The sequence below is a fragment of the Burkholderia sp. PU8-34 genome (assembly GCF_053427725.1).
This window is the reverse complement of the sequence record NZ_JBSAXC010000017.1, coordinates 14,625-33,087: the sequence shown is the minus strand read 5'-3', so window position 1 is coordinate 33,087 and position 18,463 is coordinate 14,625. Positions and strand designations below refer to the sequence as shown.

The 18,463-nt window shown below is 66.4% G+C and carries 18 protein-coding genes; 6 read left to right on the top strand and 12 right to left on the bottom strand.

From position 1 onward, the window contains the following. Window positions 1–24: 24 nt before the first annotated feature. From ACV22Z_RS29240 to ACV22Z_RS29220, 5 genes are all read right to left on the bottom strand, one after another. Window positions 25–720, bottom strand: a complete 696-nt coding sequence (locus ACV22Z_RS29240) for a phosphorylase (protein WP_448079731.1) — start codon at window positions 718–720, stop codon at window positions 25–27. A gap of 15 nt (window positions 721–735) precedes the next feature. Then, window positions 736–2,709 carry a squalene--hopene cyclase gene (shc, locus tag ACV22Z_RS29235; RefSeq protein WP_448079730.1) on the bottom strand — a complete coding sequence of 658 codons (1,974 nt, stop codon included), beginning with the start codon at window positions 2,707–2,709 and terminating at the stop codon, window positions 736–738. A gap of 11 nt (window positions 2,710–2,720) precedes the next feature. Beyond that, a complete protein-coding gene (gene hpnE, locus ACV22Z_RS29230) occupies window positions 2,721–3,974 on the bottom strand; it encodes a hydroxysqualene dehydroxylase HpnE (RefSeq protein ID WP_448079729.1) in 1,254 nt (417 codons plus the stop codon). Between the two features lie 4 nt (window positions 3,975–3,978). Then, complete coding sequence (gene hpnD / locus ACV22Z_RS29225) at window positions 3,979–4,827, bottom strand: presqualene diphosphate synthase HpnD (protein ID WP_448079728.1); 849 nt, start codon at window positions 4,825–4,827, stop codon at window positions 3,979–3,981. Window positions 4,828–5,174: 347 nt separating this feature from the next. Continuing rightward, entirely contained in the window at window positions 5,175–5,507 is a 333-nt protein-coding gene (locus tag ACV22Z_RS29220; RefSeq protein ID WP_448079727.1) for a hypothetical protein, read from the bottom strand. A gap of 356 nt (window positions 5,508–5,863) precedes the next feature. Here ACV22Z_RS29220 and ACV22Z_RS29215 point away from each other — a divergent pair, with 356 nt between their 5' ends. Next, a complete protein-coding gene (locus tag ACV22Z_RS29215) occupies window positions 5,864–6,760 on the top strand; it encodes an alpha/beta fold hydrolase (protein WP_448079726.1) in 897 nt (298 codons plus the stop codon). An 83-nt stretch (window positions 6,761–6,843) separates the two neighbouring features. On the opposite strand, the gene ACV22Z_RS29210 is transcribed toward ACV22Z_RS29215, so the two are convergent. The 3 genes from ACV22Z_RS29210 to ACV22Z_RS29200 are packed head-to-tail and all read right to left on the bottom strand — an operon-like array spanning window position 6,844 to window position 8,847. Continuing rightward, on the bottom strand, window positions 6,844–7,806 hold the full coding sequence (locus ACV22Z_RS29210) for a GGDEF domain-containing protein (protein WP_448079725.1): 963 nt from the start codon (window positions 7,804–7,806) through the stop codon (window positions 6,844–6,846). After that, on the bottom strand, window positions 7,803–8,486 hold the full coding sequence (locus ACV22Z_RS29205; protein WP_448079724.1) for a chemotaxis protein CheC: 684 nt from the start codon (window positions 8,484–8,486) through the stop codon (window positions 7,803–7,805). The genes ACV22Z_RS29210 and ACV22Z_RS29205 overlap by 4 nt, the downstream gene beginning before the upstream one ends. After that, window positions 8,479–8,847 carry a response regulator gene (locus tag ACV22Z_RS29200; protein WP_205791111.1) on the bottom strand — a complete coding sequence of 123 codons (369 nt, stop codon included), beginning with the start codon at window positions 8,845–8,847 and terminating at the stop codon, window positions 8,479–8,481. Before ACV22Z_RS29200 ends, ACV22Z_RS29205 begins: the two co-directional genes overlap by 8 nt. 481 nt (window positions 8,848–9,328) lie before the next feature. Between ACV22Z_RS29200 and ACV22Z_RS29195 the strand changes: the two genes are divergently transcribed. Beyond that, the gene (locus ACV22Z_RS29195) at window positions 9,329–11,581 is read left to right on the top strand and encodes a response regulator (protein ID WP_448079723.1); all 2,253 of its coding nucleotides are present in this window, start codon (window positions 9,329–9,331) and stop codon (window positions 11,579–11,581) included. A gap of 121 nt (window positions 11,582–11,702) precedes the next feature. Here the strand turns inward: ACV22Z_RS29195 and ACV22Z_RS29190 are convergent, their stop codons facing one another. Further along, a complete protein-coding gene (locus ACV22Z_RS29190; RefSeq protein WP_448079722.1) occupies window positions 11,703–12,257 on the bottom strand; it encodes an NADPH-dependent FMN reductase in 555 nt (184 codons plus the stop codon). A gap of 369 nt (window positions 12,258–12,626) precedes the next feature. On the opposite strand from ACV22Z_RS29190, the gene ACV22Z_RS29185 reads away from it, so the two are divergent. Beyond that, window positions 12,627–13,223 carry an RNA polymerase factor sigma-70 gene (locus tag ACV22Z_RS29185; RefSeq protein WP_448079721.1) on the top strand — a complete coding sequence of 199 codons (597 nt, stop codon included), beginning with the start codon at window positions 12,627–12,629 and terminating at the stop codon, window positions 13,221–13,223. Continuing rightward, the gene (locus tag ACV22Z_RS29180; RefSeq protein WP_448079720.1) at window positions 13,204–13,407 is read left to right on the top strand and encodes an anti-sigma factor family protein; all 204 of its coding nucleotides are present in this window, start codon (window positions 13,204–13,206) and stop codon (window positions 13,405–13,407) included. The genes ACV22Z_RS29185 and ACV22Z_RS29180 overlap by 20 nt, the downstream gene beginning before the upstream one ends. 333 nt (window positions 13,408–13,740) lie before the next feature. Here ACV22Z_RS29180 and arsC read toward each other — a convergent pair whose 3' ends face one another. Continuing rightward, window positions 13,741–14,097 (bottom strand): arsenate reductase (glutaredoxin), encoded by a 357-nt coding sequence (arsC, locus tag ACV22Z_RS29175; protein ID WP_448079824.1) that lies wholly within the window; start codon window positions 14,095–14,097, stop codon window positions 13,741–13,743. Window positions 14,098–14,299: 202 nt separating this feature from the next. Then, window positions 14,300–14,542 (bottom strand): AraC family transcriptional regulator, encoded by a 243-nt coding sequence (locus tag ACV22Z_RS29170; RefSeq protein WP_448079823.1) that lies wholly within the window; start codon window positions 14,540–14,542, stop codon window positions 14,300–14,302. A gap of 588 nt (window positions 14,543–15,130) precedes the next feature. On the opposite strand from ACV22Z_RS29170, the gene parA reads away from it, so the two are divergent. Next, complete coding sequence (gene parA / locus ACV22Z_RS29165) at window positions 15,131–15,793, top strand: ParA family partition ATPase (RefSeq protein WP_448079719.1); 663 nt, start codon at window positions 15,131–15,133, stop codon at window positions 15,791–15,793. Between the two features lie 23 nt (window positions 15,794–15,816). Further along, entirely contained in the window at window positions 15,817–16,884 is a 1,068-nt protein-coding gene (locus tag ACV22Z_RS29160; RefSeq protein WP_448079718.1) for a ParB/RepB/Spo0J family partition protein, read from the top strand. A 57-nt stretch (window positions 16,885–16,941) separates the two neighbouring features. Here the strand turns inward: ACV22Z_RS29160 and ACV22Z_RS29155 are convergent, their stop codons facing one another. Continuing rightward, window positions 16,942–18,306 (bottom strand): RepB family plasmid replication initiator protein, encoded by a 1,365-nt coding sequence (locus ACV22Z_RS29155; RefSeq protein WP_448079717.1) that lies wholly within the window; start codon window positions 18,304–18,306, stop codon window positions 16,942–16,944. Window positions 18,307–18,463: the final 157 nt, after the last annotated feature.

The window sequence follows — 18,463 nt, the reverse complement described above, 5'->3', positions numbered from 1 at the left end:
AGGGTAGAAAGCGGAAACGCCCGCTCAGTCGATCCGCAACGCGCCCGCGCGCCCGAATGCATGCCGCGCCTGGATCAGCGTCGTGCGCGCCGCACGCGCATCGCTTGCGACCTGCAGCAGCGGGCCGAGCTGCGACGGCTGCTTCAGCAGTTCGCGCAGGATCGGCAGGATCGCCGTGCTGCCATCGTCGCGCAGCCCGGCCGTCGCCGCGCGCGGCAGCGTGCGCCACGCGGGATCGACGATCGCGCGGCACACCGCGAACGGCACGCCGCGCGCCGCCGCGAACGCAGCGGCGATGTGCGATTCCATGTCAACGGCCAGCGCGCCCTTCGCGTGATACAGCGAAGCCTTGTCGTCAGCGCTCACGACCGGCGCGCCGACGGCCGCCATCACGCCGCGCTTCACGCGCGGCCAGACCGGCGTGTCGTGCAGCGCGGCGACGAGCCGCGCGCTCCACGCGACGTCGGTCTGCACGCGCCCGAACGGCCCGTCGATCGCGTCGGCAATCACGAGCGCGCCCGGCGCCAGGTCGGGCGCGAGCCCGCCCGCGGTGCCGAAGCTGACGATGCCCGCGCAGCCGCGCGCGGTCGCTTCCGTCAGCGCGCGTTCGAGACGGTCGGCACGCGCGGCGAACACGGCCTCGACGCCGTCGCCGCGCGCGATGCGCGCCTCGAACGCCATCCCCGTCACCGCGATGACGGGCAGCATGCCGTTGTGCATCGACGCCGCCACGCGTTACATCCCCACCGTCACGCGCGTCGCGTTGTCGCGCTTCAGGTTGCGGTAGCGCGCGATCGCCCACAGCGGGAAGAACTTGCGATAGCCGTGGTAGCGCAGGTAGAACACGCGCGGGAAGCCGGTCGCGGTGAAGCGCGTCTCGTCCCACAGGCCTTCCTCGTTCTGCTCGGCGATCAGGTACTCGACCCCGCGCGCGACCGCCGGGTTGTTCACCTCGCCGGCCGCCATCAGGCCGAGCAGCGCCCAGGCCGTCTGCGACGACGTGCTCGGCGCCTGCTCGTAGCCGCGATAGTCGAGCTTGTAGCTGTCGCCGTCCTCGCCCCAGCCGCCGTCCTTGTTCTGGATCGACAGCAGCCACTGCGCGCCGCGCTTCACGCGCGGATCTTCCGGGCCGAGGCCGGCCGCGTTCAGCGAGCACAGCGCCGTCCACGTGCCGTACACGTAGTTCATCCCCCAGCGGCCGTACCAGCTGCCGTCCGGCTCCTGCTCCTTCAGCATGTAGTCGAGCGAGCGGCGCGCGGCATCGCTGTTCGCGGCCGTCTCGCCGAGCTGCGACAGCATCGACAGGCAGCGGCCCGACACGTCCGCCGTCGGCGGATCGAGCAGCGCGCCGTGATCGGAGAACGGGATGTTGTTCAGGTAGTACTGCGTGTTTTCCGGCTCGAACGCGCCCCAGCCGCCATCGCTGCTCTGCATGCCGACGACCCATTCGCGCGCGCGCGAGATCGACTCGCGATACGCATCCGAATGCTTGAGCTTCTCGACGCGATCCATCGCCATCACGACCACGGCCGTATCGTCGACGTCCGGGTAGTGCGGGTTCGCGTACTGGAACGCCCAGCCGCCCGGCCGCACGTTCGGACGGCGCGAGATCCAGTCGCCGCGCACGTCGAGGATCTGCAGCGGACGCAGCCATTCGAGGCCGCGCACCACCGCTTCCTCGGCGCGCGGATCTTCCGTCTCGAGCAGCGCATGCGCGGCGAGCGACGTATCCCACACCGGCGACAGGCAGGGCTGGCAATATGCTTCGTCATCCTGCACGACGAGCAGCTTCTCGAGCGACTTGCGCGCGATCGCGCGGTTCGGATGATCTTCAGGATAGCCGAGCACGTCGTACATCATCACCGCGTTGGCCATCGCCGGATAGATCGCGCCAAGGCCGTCCTCGCCGTTCAGGCGCTCGTCGACGAAGGCGACGGCCTGCCGGATCGCGCGTTCGCGCGTGTAGTTCGGGAACAGCCCGTCGACCGCGCGCAGTGCATGGTCGACCACCCGGAAGAACGCGAACCAGCCCGCGCTCTGGTGCCCCTGGCGCGGCAGCAGCCCCGCGTTCACCGGCGGATCGATGAACAGCTCGTCGATGCGCACGCCGCGCGGGTTCTTCGCGAGCGGCCGCTTCGCGTTCAGCACGAGCAGCGGCACGATCACGGTGCGCGCCCAGTACGACACCTTCGACAGGTGGAACGGGAACCACTGCGGCAGCAGCATGATCTCGACCGGCATCATCGGCACCGCGCGCCACGGAATCGCGCCGTACAGCGCGAGCTGGATGCGCGTGAACACGTTCGACATCTCGGCGCCGCCCATCGCGTGGATCGCGCGGCGCGCGCGCTGCATGTGCTCGGCGTTCTCGTCGTCGCCGATCACCTTCAGCGCAAAGTACGCCTTCACGCTCGCGCTGATGTTCGGCGCGCCGTCGGTGAACAGCGGCCAGCCGCCGTCGGCCTGCTGGATGCGGCGCAGATAGCGGGCGATCTTCTGTTCGAGCTCGAGATTCGGCGTTTCGCCGAGGTAGTGGACGAGCAGGATGTATTCGGCGGGAATCGTCGAATCGGCTTCGAGTTCGTAAACCCAGTGTCCGTCCTCCTTCTGCGCGGCCAGCAACGCGTCGGTCGCACGGGCGACGGCGTCGTCGAGGCCGGCCGGCACGGTGGCGGCGGTCAGGGTCGGCATATCGGTGAGATCGTTCATCGGTCCCTCTCTTATTGTGTCTGGAGCACGTCCGCGGCCTTCTGGCCGGAACGGATCGCGCCCTCGATCGATGCGGGCAGACCGGTGGCAATCCAGTCGCCCGCCAGCACGAGATTGGTCCAGCGCGTACGCGCGGCCGGACGTTTCATTTCCTGCGACGGCACCGCCGCAAAACCCGCACGCGGCTCGACGACGAGCTGCCACGGCGGCAGGATGTCCGCCGGTGCGCCCGTCACGCGCGCGACGTCCTGCCAGATCGTCTGTGCGAGCGTCTCGCGCGGCAGGTCGAGCCAGCGGCCTGCATCGCGGATCGTCGCCGCGAGCTGGCCGGCGCTTGCCCGCACCGTGTCGACGGCGCCGTTCACGACCGTCGTGCCGGCAGGGCAGCCCGGCGGCGGTTCAGCCGCGAAAAACGCGGTGACGACCGCGCTGTACGTATCCGGCGCGGTCAGGTCGGGCACGAGCGGCTGCGCGACATCGGGCGTCACCGCCAGCACGACCGCGTCGCCCGGCGCGAGATCGACGCGCTCGCCGTCGATCACCAGCGCGTCGACTGCATTGCCGTGCGCGCCGAATTCGAACGCGTCGAGACGCGAGCGCAACCGGATCGTCGCGCCGCCATGCTGGAGCATCCGCAGCGCGGGATCGACGAACGCGCTGCCGAGCCCGTGACGCGCGACGAGCGGACGGCACGCGGGCCCGCCCGCGGCGAATGCGCCGCACAGGGCCGCACGCGCGAGTTCGGCCGTCGCATGGCGCGGCTCGACGTTCAGCGCGCCGAGGAAAAACGGCCGCAGCCAACGATCCCACAGCACGCCGTCGCACCGCATCGTCTGTGCGAGTGAGCGGCCCGTGCGCGCGAACGCGAGCGGCGCGAGCGACAGGTAATCGAGCGGCGTCGTGCCCGGCGCGCGCGACGCGGCGTCGAACAGCCACGACGGCCAGCCGCTGCTGCCGAAGCGCAGCGTCCAGCGCTGCTGCGACGTGACGTCGGCGACCGGAAATTCGGGCAATGGCGGCCCGGCCAGCTGGTCGGCCGCGCCGATCGCGCGCAGGTAGCGCTGCGTTGCCGGCTGCCCTGCAAACACCTGATGCAGCCCGCTGTCGATCGTCGCGTTCAGCGTGCCGTCGAACCACGAGCGGCAACGCCCGCCCGCCTGCGCGTGTGCGTCGTGCAGCACGATGCGGCGCCCACGGCGTTGCAGCTCGACGGCGGCCGACAGGCCCGCGAGTCCTGCCCCGACCACATGGACGGTTCTCGGCATCGGCTCAGAACAGCGCGTAGCGCGCGGCGATCATCAGCATGCGCGCCTTCGGCTTGCGGATCGGCGCGCGCGGCACGTCGAAGCCGCGGGCGATCGCGGCCTCCAGAATGCAGCGGTACGCACCCGACATGATGCGCGGCGCCTTCACCTGCGCACGCGCGCAGGTGTCCATCACGGCATCCGCCTGCCGGAAGTGCTCGATCGCACGCTCGACGAGCGTCGCGCACACGCGCGGCAGCGCCGGCTCGCGCGCGATCGTCACCGGATCGGTGATTGCGATGCCTTCGCGCGCAAGCAGCTCGCGCGGCAGGTAGCAGCGGTTGATCCCGGCGTCCTCGTCGATATCGCGCAGGATGTTGGTCAGCTGCAGCGCGCGGCCGAGATGATGCGACAGCTTGATCCCTTCCGCCTCCGGCATCCCGAAAATCCTCACCGACAGACGACCGGCCGCGCTTGCGACACGATCGCAATAGAGGTCGAGCGTCGGCTCGTCGGGCGCGCAGATGTCTTCGGCGGCGTCCATCGCCATCCCGTCGATCATCGCGTGGAAATCGTCGCGCTGCAGGTCGAACGTGCGGATCTCGCGCGTGAGCGCCGCGAGATGGCGCGGCGGCTGGCCCGCGAAGCACGCGTCGATGTCCGCGCGCCAGCGCGCGAGACCGGCGGCACGCTCGGCGCGCGGCAGGTCGCTGTCGGCGATGTCGTCGACCGCGCGGCAGAACGCATACACCTGGAACATCGCGTCGCGTTGCGCAGCCGGCAGGATGCGCATCGCGAGATAAAAAGAACTGCCCGATGTGACGGCAGCGGCGTCGGTTTCTTGTTCGTCCACGACGAGATTGGAAACGGCCAAGACGAGCTCCACGGAGACGCCCACGGGGGGCGATTGAAGAAGCCATGCCCGGCTGGGATGGTAAAGGCGTCAAATACGTGCGAGATGTGCGAACGATCGACGCAGACAGGCACAAATTACCGGCCGGAAGCCGGAATTGGGCGAAAGTATAGCAATCTTTGAAGGTCGATGGCGGGATGCCTGCCGCGCCGCGCGGGGGCGCCCGGGGCCGCGCGAAGCCCGCTCGGCGGGCGGATGCGGGCGGATGCGGGCGGATGCGGGCGGATGCGGGCGGCCGGCGAGGTGTGGCCGGCGAGGTGCGGCCGGCCAGGGATAGCCGGCGAGGCGCGGCCGGCTATCCCTGGCCCCTAGCCATAAACGACGTCGCGCTGCAGGTCGAGCGCGATCAGCCCCATTTCACGCGTCAGCAGCAGCATCGCGCGCCGCTCGAGCCGCGAGCCCATGAAGCTCGTCACGCGGCCGTCGGGCTCCGCGGTGAACTGGAACACAGGGCCGCCCGTGCCGAACCACGCGCCGGGCACGTCGGCGGACTCCTGCCAGTCGATCTGCTCGAACACGCGCGTGATGCCGGCCCGCACCGCGGCGCTTGCGCCGATCGGCGGCGCGACTTCGCCCAGGTCGTCGAGGGAATAGGGGCCGGGCTTTTCCGGTTTCCGGAAGAAAAGATAGTCGACGTTCATGGGGCGCAATCGGGCTAAAGCATCAAATTAACGCGATCCGATGCGAATTTAAATCAGACCAGAACGAAATGTGGCCTGCGCGACACATTGAGGATGAGCCGGTTTAAAGCGGATGCGACTACAAAGGCCGGCATCAAGAATCGACGGCTCAAAGCGGACGCCAGTGACGCCTGCCGCGCCGCTGTTCTCCGTTTGCGACATTTCGTGCGATTGCCCTGCACATTGAGGGTCATATTGCCGCGCGCCGCCGCGCCGTGCGCATTCGATTGTCCGTACCCGTTCTCCGGCCACCGCTTGGGCCCACGCGGGTTCGTCTAAGATGACGCTTTATCCTAAAAAAACCTTCCCCGAAACCGATGGAGACGAACGTGACAGCCGCCTCGCCCGCATCCCCACAGTCCGCCCACCCCGTTTTCGTGCTCGTGCATGGCGCATGGCAAGGCGCGTGGTGCTACGCGCACGTCGCGGCCGCGCTCGCCGCGCGCGGCCACCTGTCGATCGCGCGCGACCTGCCCGCGCACGGAATCAACGCGCGCTTTCCCGCGTCGTACTTCAAGCGTCCGCTCGACAAGGAAGCGTTCGCCACCGAGCCGTCGCCGGTTGCGAACACGACGCTCGACGACTACGCGTCGCAAGTGATGCAGGCCGTCGACGACGCGTATGCGCTCGGCCACGGCAAGGTCGTCCTGGTCGGCCACAGCATGGGCGGCCTCGCGATCACCGCGGCCGCCGAACGGATGCCCGAGAAGATCGCGAAGATCGTCTATCTCGCCGCATTCATGCCCGCGTCGGGCGTGCCGGGCCTCGACTACGTGCGCGCGCCGGAGAACGAGGGCGAGATGCTCGGCCAGCTGATGCTCGCGAGCCCGCGCGCGGCCGGTGCGCTGCGCATGGATCCGCGCAGCGACGACACCGCGTATCGTGCGACGGCCAAGCGCGCGCTGTTCGACGACGTTTCGCAGGCGGAATACGAGGCGATCGCGAACCTGATGAGCTGCGACGTGCCGGCCGCGCCGTTCGCCACCGCGATCCCGACGACCGCCGCGCGCTGGGGCGCGATCGACCGGCACTACATCAAGTGCCTGCAGGACCGCGTAATCCTGCCCGCGCTGCAGCAGCGCTTCATCGACGAAGCCGACGCGTTCGCGCCGGACAACCCGACGCACGTGCACCAGCTCGACAGCAGCCACTCGCCGTTCGTATCGCAGCCGGCGGTGCTGGCCGGCGTGCTGACGGATATCGCGAAGGCGTAATCGCGGGCGGCCGCGCCCCCGTGCGGCCGCCGGCCGTATGCGACGTCCTCGGCCACCGCGCGCCGTTGACGCGTCCGCCGGCGCTATGCGTAGGCAACCGAACGATCGCGGCCGAGCCGCTTCGCGCGATAGAGCGCGGCATCGGCCTCGTTGACGAGAATCTCGCAGGTCTGCGCGCCCGGCTGCGCGCACGCGGCGCCGACGCTCGCCGTCACCGGCACGCAGATGCCTTCGGCGTCGACCGGCGCGCGGCCGATTGCACAGCGCACTTTCTCCGCAACCTGCATCGCTTCGCCGAGATCGGTGCACGGCAGCAGCAGCGCGAACTCTTCGCCGCCGAAGCGGCAGAACGTGTCCTGCGCGCGCACGATCGACGCGACGCGCTGCGCCATCTCGCGCAGCACCGCGTCGCCGACCGCGTGGCCGAACCGGTCGTTGATCTTCTTGAAGTGGTCGAGGTCGAACAGCAGCACCGACAGGTTCCCGCCGTAGCGCTGCCAGCGCGCGAATTCGTCGTTCAGCCGCGCCTCGAAATAGCGGCGGTTCGCGATACCGGTCAGGCCGTCGCGGTTCGCATGCTCGCGCAGCTTCGCGACCGCCTCCTCGCGCTCGCGCTGCATCACGCTGACGTGCGTGACATCGGAGATCGTCACGCACACGGCCTCGACCTCGCGCCCGCGCGTGAGCGGCATGAACGTGCAGTCCTGCTGCATGAAGTCGACGCCGCCGGTGATCGGCCGATCATGCTCGAAACGAAACAGGTACGGACGCTGCTCCCACGAGCTGAATGCGAAGCTGCCGAGCTGGAACACGCTGTCGAGCTTGCGCGCGAGCCACGCGCGCGGCAGATCCGGAAAGCAGTCGAACAGGTTGCGGCCGATCACGTCGGCCGCGGCGATGCCGCTATGGTCCTGCATGAAGCGATTCCACATCAGCACGTTCATTGCGCGGTCGAGCACGAACAGGCCGAAGCCGACCCGCTCGATCACGAGGTCGCTGAGCGATGCGGGGGAAACCGGGGAAATGGGGGAAGTGGCGGCAGTCATAGCGCGGACAGCAAGGCATCGAGCGCGTCGCCCATCAGCCGGATCGAATCTTCGGCCATCAGCATCACGAAATGCGCGCGGAATCCGTCGCCCTCGAGCCCGAAGTTCACTTCGAGCAGCAGCGCGACGCTCCACGCGAGCACGGTCGGCTGGAACACTTCGTCGAACGACATGTTCGCGCCGAGCAGGCCCGGCGGAAAGAATACCGGCGTGCGGCCGAGCTCGTCGAGGATCGACGCGACGCACGCGCCCATCAGCACGTTCGCGACGTCGAACACGAGCTCGTCGTCGCGCGCGATCTCGCCGTGCGCAGCGGCCGCGCCGAGGGCATCCGCCGCAGGCACGCCGCACGTGTCGTCGCCCCACGCGCCGTCGCCGAACGTGCGGTCGACGAGCGACACGAGCTGTCCGACGGCCGCGCTGCGGCACAGCACGAGCGCTTCACCCTTGATGTCGGAGCGGAACCCCTGGCGCACGGCGGTCACGTTTTCGTGAATGCCCGTCATCTCGCGCAGTGCAATGCCCGCATCGGCCGCGTGCACGACGCGCACGCGCGGCACCGACAGCTCGATGAAGCGTCCGAGCAGCAACGCGAGCCGCGCCGCGGCGCGGCCCATCGCGAGATTGGCGATTTCCTGCAACGCGTCGCGTTGCTCCGCCGTGAACACCGAGTCAGGCATACAACCCATACTCCTTGAGAATGGGCAGCAACGCCTCCGACGTCACGGGCTTCGCGACGAACGCGATCGCACCCAGCTCGCGCACACGCTCGCGCGCCTGCGGCTGGATATCGGCTGATACCACGATCACGAACGTGTTCAGATCCTCGTGGCGCAATGTTTCCAGCACCTGATAGCCGCTCATGTCGGGCATCGTCAGGTCGAGAAACATCACGGAAGCCTTGCCGTCACGATAGAGCGCCAGTGCCTCTCGGCCGTTCGCGGCATACGCGACGTCGACATCCCAGTCCCCCGGCAAGGCCTTCGTCAACAACTTGCGGGCGAGCAGCGAATCGTCGGCAATCACAATCGGCAAAGGCATGGCGGGCGGTGCGGTATACGGAATGGTCTCTCTCGCGTTAACGACCGCGCTGCGCGCTTCTTGAGGCCTCGCGCGAAGCGGCGCCAGGCATCTTGCCGGACGGACGGCGGGCGCCGCCGCGCATTCGCATGCGACGCGGGCCGCACGCAGCCATCGGCGGGCGCATATCTGTCAGGGAAAGCAAGGCGCGATTTTCTGAGTAAAACCGAGGCGGTGCAACTCGCCATATTCACCGTTTCGAACAGAATCGATCCGATCACGCGGCATTCGGAAAACAGGTGCAACCATTTTCAAGATAAGCACGCAAAATTTTTCTTTGTGTACGTTTGCGCTTCCGGATTCGTCGCGTTTTCAATCTGACAATTGCACCCTGTCGGAACCGTCAGGGTCGCGCGAGTCGCACGCGGCGTGGCGGCAGGCGCAACTCGTTTATGATGGCAGGCACCCGCGCTTCACCCTTTCACGTCCGATTTTCCCGCCCATGACGTCCGACCGGCCCGCCGATTCCCTCGACCATGCTCCCGCCGACGATTGGCAGGACGACGGGACTTACGCGTCCGGCGCGCCCGAACACGATTTCGCGGTGCGCCGCGTGACGCTGATCGTGTTGCTGATCGCCGCGATCGTGCTGCCGTGCATCTACGTGACGGTGATGGCTTATAACGACCTGAAGGCGCGCGAAGCCGCCGCGAGCGACGTGACGATGCGCACCGTGCGCGTCGCCGAGGAGCACGCGCTCAAGGTGTTCGACCTGAGCGAAACGCTCGATGCGCGGATCGTCGATCTCGTCCAGGACATGGACGATGCGACGGTGCGCAGGCACGAATCCGACATCCACGAAGCACTCAACACGATCGGCGGCGGCTATCCGCAGGTCGCGGCCGTGTCGATCTTCGGTGCGAGCGGGATGCTGCTCGCGAACAGTCTCTACTACCCGGCGCCGTACGCATCGATCGCGAAGCGCGACGACTTCGTCGGCATTCGCGACGGCAAGGTCATCGAACACATCTCGCGGCTGATGATGGGGCCGCTGAAGCTCGAGAACATCCCCGTGTTCAATACGGGCGTCGCGCGGCGCAACCGCGACGGGACGTTCGCCGGCATGGTGTCGATCGCGCTGAAGTCGTCGTATTTCAACGCGTTCTACCGCGACCTGCTCGGCGGCGCGAACACGCCGATGACGATGGCGCTCACCCGGACCGACGGTGCCGTGCTCGCGTCGTATCCGCCGCAGCCGGCCGCCGCGCTGGCCGATCGGGTGATGCTGCCGGGCGGCGAGCGGACCGATCCGCGCGCGGGCGTCGTGCGCGTGCGCCATGACGCGGGCAGCGAGATCATCGCGTACCGGCAGGTCGGCAGCTATCCGGTGTACGTGTCGTGCGCGTACCGGACCGCGGCGATCTGGCATGAATGGTACGAACACCTGAGCGTGCTGTTCGTGTCGATGTTCGCGCCGTCGTTCGCGCTGTGGTGCGTGATCTGGCTGTCGCTCAAGCGGCTCAAGGCGGAAGAGGAGGCGTGGGATCGCTGGCAGGCCGAAGCGTCGATGCGGCGCTCGATCGAATCCGCGTACCGGCAGTCGCGCAAGATGCAGGCGCTCGGCAACCTCGTCGGCAGCGTCGCGCACGACTTCAACAACCTGCTGATGATCATCTCGAGCAACGTGCAGATCGTGCGGCGCCGCGGCGTCCAGCATCTCGACACCGAACTCGGCGCGATCGAACGCGCGCTGAAGAACGGGCAGTCGCTGACGCGCCAGCTGCTCGGCGTCGCGCGCAAGCAGCCGCTGCACAACGAGACAATCGACGTCGGTTACTGGATCGGCACCTGCCGCGAACTGCTGAAGACGTCGCTCGGCTCGAAGTCTTCGCTGATCGTCGCGATCGAGCCCGGCGTGTGGCCGATCCGCGTGGACGTGGCCGAGCTCGAGCTCGCGGTCATCAACCTCGCCGTCAACGCGCGCGACGCGATGCCGGCCGGCGGCCGCTTCACCGTTGGCGCGCGCAACGTGACGTTCCGCCGCGAGGACGGCTTTCCGCTGACCGGCGATTTCGTGCAGATCTCGCTCGACGACACGGGCTCAGGGATGGCGCCCGAGGTGCTCGCACGCGCATTCGAGCCGCTGTTCACGACGAAGACGCAAGGGATGGGCACGGGGCTCGGGCTGCCGCAGGTGTTCGCGTTCTGCGAGCGCTCGGGCGGCCTCGCGACGATCGACAGCGCGGTGGGCGCGGGCACGTCGGTGCGGCTCTACCTGCCGCGCGGGAGCGCGCAGGACCTGGCTGCGCGGCCGGCGCCTGCCGCCGCGCATGCGCACGACGCGAGCCCGCCGGCGGGCCTGCACGTGCTGCTCGTCGAGGACAACAGCGAAGTCGCGGCGGGCACGGAAGCGCTGCTGACGCTGCTCGGACACCGCGTGACCTACGCGGCGTCCGCCGACGACGCGCTGCGGCTGGTCGAAGACACGTCGCTGCACGAGCGCTTCGACCTCGTGATTTCGGACATCCACATGCCGGGCCGCCTCAACGGCATCGATCTCGCGGAAGCGATCGGCGTGCGTCCGGAAAAGCTGCCCGTCATCCTCGTGACGGGCTATGCGGAGGAGCTCGACCGCACGCGCGCCGTCAATGTGCGCGTGCTGTCGAAGCCGTTCGACATCGCATTGCTCGACGAAATCCTGCTCGGCATTCGCGATGCGCGCGATGCGCACGACACAAGGCACGCGGGGATCTAGTGGACGGTCGTTGCGGTCGTGCGTGCGGTCGTGCGTGCGGTCGTGCGTGCGGTCGTGCGTGCGGTCGTGCGTGCGGTCGTGCGTGCGGTCGTGCGACAGGCGCCGAACCGGCGCCGCATGCTCAGGCCGCGTTATGGGTACGCACCCACGCCGCGTAGCGGTCGACGAAGCCCTGCAGGAACGTGCGCGTATTGTCGTTGAGGATGTGGCCTTGACCGTCGACGCGCGAGTCGTCGTGCTTGATGAACATCTCGGGCTGGCCGAGCGTCGCGACGTCGAGATACGCGAGCACGTTGCGCAGATGCTGCTGCGCGAGCGCGGTGCCCGTCGCGCCCGGCGACGTGCCGAGCACCGCGCCGGGCTTGCGCGCCCACGAGTTGGCGCCCCACGGGCGCGAGCCCCAGTCGAGCGCATTCTTCAGCACGCCCGGCATCGAGCGGTTGTATTCCGGCGTGACGAACAGCAGGCCGTCGGCCGCTTCGATCGCCTGCTTGAACCGCCGCGCAACCTCCGGAAAGTCCGCGTCGTAATCCTGGCTGTACAGCGGCAGTTCGCCGATCTCGACGAACTCGAACGCAAGATCGGCAGGCGCGAGCGAGATCACGGCCTTGGCGAGCGCCCGGTTCAACGATTCGCGACGCAGGCTGCCGACGATGACCGCAATACGATGTGCCATGAGTTTCTCCTTCCGGTAGGTGGGGAATCGAATTGATTGCTTCGGGATAGGCGGCAAAGGTCTGTTTATAGGCAGGCCAGCCCGCGAGCCGCCACACGGGGCCATCCGGCCGACTTTCCACAAGGTTTTCCACAGAAACTGTGGATAACTTTTGCAGAACCTGCTGTCGTTGCATCTGACGTGTCGCGCGACGCTGTGCCCATGCACAGCACAGGCCTGTGGGCAAGCATAGCGCAGCCCGGTTGCGACGTTCGTAAAATTCGCGACGGAACATGCGTTGCGGGCCCGCGCGTCGGCCAGTAAGCTGCTCGCACCGCGGCGCGAGCGGCCTGTGATGCGCGCGCGGCTTCCTTCGAGAGAGTGCCATCGATGCCGTCCGCGTACGACGATCCCGCCTATCTTGCGCAACTGCGGCGTGACCTGCTGCGTTTTGCACGTCTCCAGTTGCGCGATGCGGATGCGGCCGAGGATGCCGTGCAGGAAGCGCTGACCGCCGCATGGACGCGCGAAGGCGACTTCGCAGGCCTGTCAGCGCACAAGACCTGGGTGTTCGGCATCCTGCGCAACAAGCTCGTCGACGTGCTGCGCGCGCGGCAACGCATCGTGAGCCTGTCCGCGCTTGACGCCGAACTCGACGGCGAATCGGTGCTCGACCGCGAACTCTTCAAGGACAACGGTCACTGGACCGCGCATGCGAAACCGCAACCATGGCCGCAGCCGGAAACGCTGCTGCAGCAACAGCAGTTCTGGATGCTGTTCGAGGCGTGCCTGAACCATCTTCCCGAACAGATCGGCCGCGTGTTCATGATGCGCGAGTTCCTCGATTTCGAAATCGACGACATCTGCACGGAACTGACATTGACGACGAACCATTGCAGCGTGCTGCTGTACCGCGCGCGCACGCGCCTGCGCACCTGCCTGACCGAGAAGGGGCTGACGACCGAAGATGCTACCGGGGAAATGTAAGGACATGACGCGCCTGCTGTCGGATGCGCTCGACCGGCATCTGACGATGCACGAGCGCTTGCAGGTGCGCGTGCATTTGCCGACCTGCAGCGGCTGCCGGCAGTATCGCCGGCAGATCGCGTTGCTGCGGACCGCGGCGAGGACTGCGGCTGGCCGTGATGGTGACGGCGGGGGAGGGGCGTGACGGCTTTTGGGCTTCGCGTTGCCGCGGCGGGTTGGTAGCCGATGCGGAAGCGTCCCGAGTGGCCGGGTTCGACACCTGACGCAATAGCGGACGCAATCGCGCAGCCACTGCGATCTGGCCGCCGATATGGCCGCTGCCTGATTTGACATGCATCGGGAGAGGCGCAGCGGAAGCTTGCCGTTGACGGGCACTTGCGTTCGCACTTGCCGCGCGGTATCGCGATAACAGCGAAGGAACGCAAATGCGATCGCTCGGGAGACGCGTCAGCGCACATCAACCGACCGGCGCATGTGCGCCGGACATTCGAAATAAGAAGAGTTCGAAAAATTAGAATTATTCGAACAGTTCGCGCACCGATTCCGGCGGTCGCCCGATTGCGGCTTTACCCTTGTACACGACGATGGGCCGCTGCAGCAGGATCGGGTGTGCGGCGATCGCCTCATACGCTTGTGTGTCGGTCAGGTCCGCGCGGGCGAGATCGAGTGTCTTGTATGGCTCTTCGTTGTCGCGGAGCATGTCGCGCACCGGACGCCCGAGCTGACGATGCAACGTTTCCAGTTCCTGGACCGTCGGCGGCGTCTTCAGATACTCGACGACTGCGACGGGCGCGCCGCTCGGGTTCAGCGACTCGACAAGCGCCAGCGTCTCGCGCGACTTCGAGCATCGGGGGTTGTGGTAGATCGTGATCATCATTCGGACCTGGATTGTGAAGCCCCGTATTGTAGCCAGTCCGGCCAAGCGTACGAATCGATGTCACGACTTGAGGTTCATCGTGCCGGACAGGTTACGCGCCGTGCAATCAACGCTTGGAAGAGTCGGTCGGCAGGTGTGCGGCATCGAATCGTTGGGCAGTAGCGGGGATTGGTTTATGCGCATAAACCTGTCGATGGGGTTAATGACCGATCGTCGTCAACGGTGCGGGGAAGCGTGCGACCTCTACTCTGTCACGACCTGGGGGAGGGCCCATCGCCCATCGCCCATCGCCCATCGCCCATCGCCCATCGCCCATCGCCCATCGCCCATCGCCCATCGCCCATCGCCCATCGCCCATCGCCCATCGCCCATCGCCCATCGCCCATCGCCCATCGACCATCGCCCATCGACCATCGACCATCGACCATCGACCATCGACCATCGACCATCGACCATCGACCATCGACCATCGACCATCGACCATCGACCATCGACGCTTGTCGCATCGTCGCTGGTCTCGAAGGTGTGCGGTGGCCATGCTGCAGTGAGCCGTCGTATCTCGCCTGGTCCCGGTTTATGCGCATAAACCCAGCGTACGCGCAGCCCGATATCGCACATGGCGGGCCGGGCCAATTCGCCGTCGGTTCCTGTCGTCTTTCATCCGGCTCACCGCAGCCTATTCCTGCATCCGATCGCAGTCCCCAAATGGGTTTATGCGCATAAACTCGGCCGCATGTCGATGCCGGCCGTCGAGCCCCACACTCCGTCGCTAGCGCTCGCGGCAACGTCGGCCCGTCAGCGAATCAACATTGCGCGTCACGTCGTTTGCGCGACATGTGCCGATCGATGCTCGCAAAAGTACCTTGCGTGGCCATCCGGCTCGTCGCGTAGCGTCCTCCATCTCTGCCGCGTCGATTTATGCGCATAAACCACCCGGCCGAATGGCTAACGCGTAGTTGGTGAACAACAATTTCATTGAATTATGAATATCGTCCTGTAGAATTCCAACGACCAAAAACAGGAGTGAAAATTGGCCGCGGAAATCATTGCAGTCACTCAACAAAAAGGCGGCGTCGGCAAGAGCACGATCGCCATGCACCTCGGCGCCGCATTCCATGAGAAAGGGAAGCGCGTTCTCGTCGTAGACGCCGACGGTCAAAACACGTTGATTCACTGGTCGAGCGCATCGGGCGATGGTGACAACGGCATCCCTTTCCCGGTGGTCAATCTTGCGGAAGCCGGCGGCCAGATCCACCGCGAGATCAAGAAGTTCATCAACGACTACGACATCATCGTCGTGGACTGCCCGCCGTCGATCACCGAGAAAGTGTCCGGCGTCGTTCTGCTGGCAGCATCGATCGCCGTCATCCCGACGTCGTCGTCACCTGCCGATTACTGGTCGAGTGTCGGGCTGGTCAAGCTCATCCAGCAGGCGCAAGTGATGAACGAAGACCTGCGTGCGGTATTCCTGCTGAACAAGACCGAAGAGAAGCGCATGCTGACCCGCGAACTGAAGCGGGCACTCGAAGAACTCGGCTTCCCGCTACTCAAGACGCAGATCCCGACGCGGGAAGCGTACAAGCAGGCAATGGCGCTCGGTCAGACCGTCCTGCAGATGAACGATCGCGGCGCCAGGCTCGCTGCCGCGGAAATTCGCGCATGCGCCGACGAGATCGTCGCGATGTTGCCCTGACTTTATGCGCATAAAGGAGTCGCATGAAACCCTCCCAATTCGCCAAAGGATTCCAAGCGCGGCCGGATACGACGACGAGCGAAAAGCGCACGGCCCTCGATCGGCTCAACGCGATCGACGGTCTCGTCAAGCCGGAAGCGTCCGCTCCCGCCACTGCGAAAGCCGCCAAGAAGGACACGGCGCCGCCCCCGGCGGCCGTCGCTGACATCGTCGTCGACGCGTCGACCGACGAGACGGCGCAGTATCGTGCGTGGCGCCTCGAGAACCGTTACGCGCCCGGGCAAGTGATCGAGCTGTCGCTGAAGGCGATCAAGCACAGCCCGTTCAACCCGCGGCACTTCTATCTGAAATCGTCGATCGCCGAACTCGCGGTGAACCTCGCGAAGCAAGGTCAGCAGCAGGCGATTCACGTGATTCCCGACTACGACAGTCCGGGCACGTATTTCGTCAGCGACGGCGGCCGCCGCGTGCGTGCGCTGAAAGAAGCGAACAAGGAAACGGTCAAGGCGATCGTGATCGATCTGCCGATCGGCCTCGAGAGCTACAAGCTCGGGTATGACCTGAACGTCCAGCGCGATTCGCAGACCGTGTTCGACAACGCTGTCGTCTGGCGGCGCTTTCTCGACGACAAGCATTTCCAGAGTCAGAAGGAATTGGCCGAGCATCTCGGTCTCGACGAGTCGACGGTCGCCGTCGCGCTGTCGATCGGCAAGCTGCCGGAAACGGTGATGCAGGAAATGGTCGCTCGCCCCGACCGCTTCGGCTCGAACATGGCGTATCAGGTCGGCCGCTATCACAACGCGCGCGGCACGGATGCAACGCTGCGCCTGATCAACAAGATCGTGTCCGACGACCTGAGCACGCGCCAGGTATCCGACATCGTGAAGGGCCGCGCGGCCGCACAGGAAACGCCGAAACCCGCCAGCCGCCAGCGCTACGCGCAACGCCTCGAGATCAAGCTCGGCGGCGTATCGGTCGGCGATCTGAAGTCGTATGGAGAAGACCGCATCGAATTGCGCCTGCGCGGACTGTCGAAAGACAAGCGCGACGCGATCCTCGAGCAGCTCGAGCGGATGCTGTTGTCGGAGTAGTCAGGAAGAAGCGGCGGCGCCCGGCGATGCCGGTGCCGCCGAGGCAGGACAGGCGGCTCAGGCCGCCCGCGTTTGATTCAGCGTAAAGGAGAGCAGATCGCCGTCGGTCGGCTCGCCCCAGGTCTTCTGGGCCAACCAGTCGAAGAAGGCCGTCTCGGCCAGTTTGGAATCGAGGCCGCGCTTGCGCCAGTCTTCGCGCAGATGCGAGCCCAACGTCGGCAGCGCCTCCGACTCGAACGACTCGCGCGCCACTTCGCGCTCCGCCTCGCCCTGCTCGTCGTACAGTGCCTTGGCTTCCTTGCGGCGATATGCGGCGTATTCGCTCAGCAGACGCGCCTTCAGATCGTCCGGCTGAGCCGCTGCGGCCTTGCCCGGCGTCGCACCCGCCGGCAGGGCCTCGACGGCCTCTACAGGCGGCGCATAGCCCTTCTTCAGCGCATCCTTGAACAGCGCCGCGGCACTGCGCACCGGCGGCAACGTCGTGCTGCGCATCCGCTGCTCGGTCATCTGCAGCGCGGCACGGATCCGGTTTTCCTCGCTATCCGCGTACAGCGTCTGCGCTTCCTTCAATGGGATGCCGATCTTCACCATCCGGTCGACCAGCGTGCTGTCGAACACGTTCGGATGTTCGTCGAGCGCGAGCATCGGCTGCTTGCGCTCGGTAACACGGAACTGGATCTCGGCGACTCGCCGCCCTTCGCGATGCTCGATCAGCTCGACGAAGATGTTGGTGACCGCGTTGACCTCCGCGATCGCGGGACGCAGATAATCCCGCTTGAAGTACTTGTATTCGCGTTTCGCCTCGTCGCCGGCCTCGGTGTCCGGCGTGCCCGACAGGATCGGCCGCCACCATTCCCACGGCTCGCGCATCGTCAGGTGGCTCGGGTTCGTCAGGTAACGCACGCAGATCTCGTACAGCGCGAGACCGGCGCTGCTGCGCAGCTGGCTCTGGAACTGCAGGCTCAGGCGCGCATACTGGACCGGATCGAGCAGCTTCTTCTTGATCTTCGGCGCGAACGAGAATTCGACCCACACGCGGCGCGTTGCCGGGTCTTCGAGAATTTCCGCATCCGCGATCAGCGTCGAGATCCCCCACTTGCGGCCAGGCTTCTGGCTCGACGTGCCCGTGCTCCACTCGACCTGCACCGACACCATCCGGCGCAGGTGTTCCTTCACGAGCGCGGTGTCGTTCGAATCGAATGCGGAGTTGGCGACGATATCCGACAACAGCGCGCGATAGGTATCGCCCGAATCGTCGGCCTGCTGCGCCACTGCCAGCAGGACATTGAACAGCTTGCGAGTCAGGAGGGTGATCTTGCCGCTTTTCGGCTGAATTGCGATCGCCTCGACGGCCTTACGCAATTCGGCTGAACTGGCACTCACCACATCCACATCGGTTTTTTTGGCGCGCTTCGTGGCCATGCGTCGGGTCGGAGGAGAAGTTTCCCGGAAGGATAGCGCCTGTGGTGAAGCGCGTCCAGAACGGCATGCTCACCATAGCCGGTGAAGCGGGCTCACGAAGCAGCACTCACCCCAACCGGCTCCCGTAAAGGCTCACCAGACCAGAATCACTGTGTTC

Excerpts from the sequence above, each read along its gene's own strand:
- ACV22Z_RS29240 (WP_448079731.1), bottom strand. The coding sequence starts at position 720 with ATGCACAACGGCATGCTGCCCGTCATCGCGGTGACGGGGATGGCGTTC.
- shc (WP_448079730.1), bottom strand. The coding sequence starts at position 2,709 with ATGAACGATCTCACCGATATGCCGACCCTGACCGCCGCCACCGTGCCG.
- hpnE (WP_448079729.1), bottom strand. The coding sequence starts at position 3,974 with ATGCCGAGAACCGTCCATGTGGTCGGGGCAGGACTCGCGGGCCTGTCG.
- ACV22Z_RS29220 (WP_448079727.1), bottom strand. The coding sequence starts at position 5,507 with ATGAACGTCGACTATCTTTTCTTCCGGAAACCGGAAAAGCCCGGCCCC.
- ACV22Z_RS29215 (WP_448079726.1), top strand. The coding sequence starts at position 5,864 with ATGGAGACGAACGTGACAGCCGCCTCGCCCGCATCCCCACAGTCCGCC.
- ACV22Z_RS29210 (WP_448079725.1), bottom strand. The coding sequence starts at position 7,806 with ATGACTGCCGCCACTTCCCCCATTTCCCCGGTTTCCCCCGCATCGCTC.
- ACV22Z_RS29205 (WP_448079724.1), bottom strand. The coding sequence starts at position 8,486 with ATGCCTGACTCGGTGTTCACGGCGGAGCAACGCGACGCGTTGCAGGAA.
- ACV22Z_RS29200 (WP_205791111.1), bottom strand. The coding sequence starts at position 8,847 with ATGCCTTTGCCGATTGTGATTGCCGACGATTCGCTGCTCGCCCGCAAG.
- ACV22Z_RS29195 (WP_448079723.1), top strand. The coding sequence starts at position 9,329 with ATGACGTCCGACCGGCCCGCCGATTCCCTCGACCATGCTCCCGCCGAC.
- ACV22Z_RS29190 (WP_448079722.1), bottom strand. The coding sequence starts at position 12,257 with ATGGCACATCGTATTGCGGTCATCGTCGGCAGCCTGCGTCGCGAATCG.
- ACV22Z_RS29185 (WP_448079721.1), top strand. The coding sequence starts at position 12,627 with ATGCCGTCCGCGTACGACGATCCCGCCTATCTTGCGCAACTGCGGCGT.
- ACV22Z_RS29180 (WP_448079720.1), top strand. The coding sequence starts at position 13,204 with ATGCTACCGGGGAAATGTAAGGACATGACGCGCCTGCTGTCGGATGCG.
- arsC (WP_448079824.1), bottom strand. The coding sequence starts at position 14,097 with ATGATCACGATCTACCACAACCCCCGATGCTCGAAGTCGCGCGAGACG.
- ACV22Z_RS29170 (WP_448079823.1), bottom strand. The coding sequence starts at position 14,542 with ATGGTCGATGGTCGATGGTCGATGGTCGATGGTCGATGGGCGATGGTC.
- ACV22Z_RS29160 (WP_448079718.1), top strand. The coding sequence starts at position 15,817 with ATGAAACCCTCCCAATTCGCCAAAGGATTCCAAGCGCGGCCGGATACG.
- ACV22Z_RS29155 (WP_448079717.1), bottom strand. The coding sequence starts at position 18,306 with ATGGCCACGAAGCGCGCCAAAAAAACCGATGTGGATGTGGTGAGTGCC.